The sequence below is a fragment of the Bartonella sp. MR168JLCBS genome, assembly GCF_042194175.1.
Genome location: NZ_JBHIMP010000049.1, coordinates 1 through 1,793 on the forward strand (window position 1 = coordinate 1; position 1,793 = coordinate 1,793).

The window sequence follows — 1,793 nt, forward strand, 5'->3', positions numbered from 1 at the left end:
TTCTGTGCATTTAATTTAAACGAGAGAAGCAGGTAGAGTGATGGTCACGTCCCATTTGTTAAGAACAGCAGTGTTACGGGGAAGAAGTATGACCTCAATAGCTAATCAAGTATTGGTAAAGGATTGATCGTTTATGGAGGCTAAGTCTTTCAGATCGTATGAGGGCTGAAAATTTTACCCATCGTTTTATTGAAGATGTTCATTTTATTTTAAAACGGAGTTTCAAAGGCAAGAATTTGCTTTACCCCTCAAGATAAAGGTGGAGCCTTCATCACTAAGAGTTATGAAATCTGGTGTCAGAAAAGAATCCTCACAACTGGTTTTGGTAATGCTTTTCAAGAACTATAGGTTATGATGGTGAAGCTGTGAGAACGATATCACCTTTTCTCAGATACATCTGTGTGCTGGAAGCTATAGATTGTTGAGCAGGACTATAGAGAACATCAGCATGAAAGGGCAGTGTTGGCAAAAGTGAGCCAAGATTTGATAACGAAAGGTCATATTGTGATGGATGCTGTGCGTCAAGCTTTCCATTTTTTCTTGACGACAGAGACCAGACATGACGCTGCTCAAGCAGCTTAGCTTATTGATAGTGGTGAAAATACATCAGTTATTTTGAGAATGGTTATGTTCAAAGGTAGCAAAGAGAAGGAGTGAGGAAGCAAGACTGTTTTTCTGTCATTTTCCTTTCTGCTTAAACAAGAGGACAGTGCATGACGATGTTGAACATTTTTCCAGAGAACGCCACTTTATGGAAGTTACTTTTAATAAATGCGAATATTTCAAACGTATCTCCTTAAATGGGATAAAAGGCTGCTTTTTTATGGGATTCTTAGTTATGCTTTAATCGCGCTCTGAATTAGAGAGTGAGGTGCACAAATGAAAATAGGTAAATAAAAATAAGAAATTTTCTTAGGGTGATAATACTGTGTAACAATAGCTAGGTAATTTTTATGAGGGTTGTATTTTTCAGGTTCACATGATGCTATGTAAAATGTGGTGGATAATATTTAAGAAAATTTGATATCTATGAGACATTTCATGAGCTTAGTTCTTTCTTTTTGTGTTTGCGTGGGGGGCGTAATGATACGTTTGGTGAGCTATTGTTTCTGTAGGGCTTGCAGAAAACAGGTTGCAGTGCAAAAATAGATTCATGTCTCACCGTTTCGATAACTTACCAGATTTGTTTAATTTACCACTTAAGCCAAATTTTTCATGCGAATTGGATTTGCAGAAACAGGGGTTCTTTCATATAGCGGGTGTTGATGAAGTTGGACGCGGTCCTCTCGCTGGGCCTGTGGTAACAGCAGCAGTTATTTTGGATAAAGACCATGTTCCGGATGGATTGAATGATTCAAAAAAACTTTCTGCCCAACGACGTAATGAACTTTACTGTGAAATTTTGCAAAGCGCATTAGCAGTTTCGATTGCGAGTCTTTGTGCCCGTACGATTGATCAATCTGATATTAGAAAAGCAACTTTAGAAGCAATGCGTCGTTGTGTTATAGGGTTAGCAATTCCAGCTCATTATGCGCTCATTGATGGACGCGATATTCCTTTCCAGCTACCATGTCCAGCAACTGCTTTGATTAAAGGTGATCAACATTCGGTTTCAATTGCAGCAGCATCGATTATTGCAAAAGTAACGCGTGATCGCATGATGAAATGCGCTGGACAGATTTATAAAAACTATGGTTTAGAGAAACATGTAGGTTATGCAACACTAGCACACCGTATTGCCCTTGATAAATATGGGCCAGTTGTGGGATTACATCGTTATAGCTTTGCACCAC

At 38.7% G+C, this 1,793-nt stretch carries 1 protein-coding gene; it reads left to right on the forward strand.

The features are described 5' to 3' along the window. Nucleotides 1-1,153 precede the first annotated feature (1,153 nt). Nucleotides 1,154-1,793: ribonuclease HII (locus ACFIK8_RS08945; protein ID WP_375669214.1), on the forward strand; the 640-nt coding region annotated here is incomplete at its 3' end.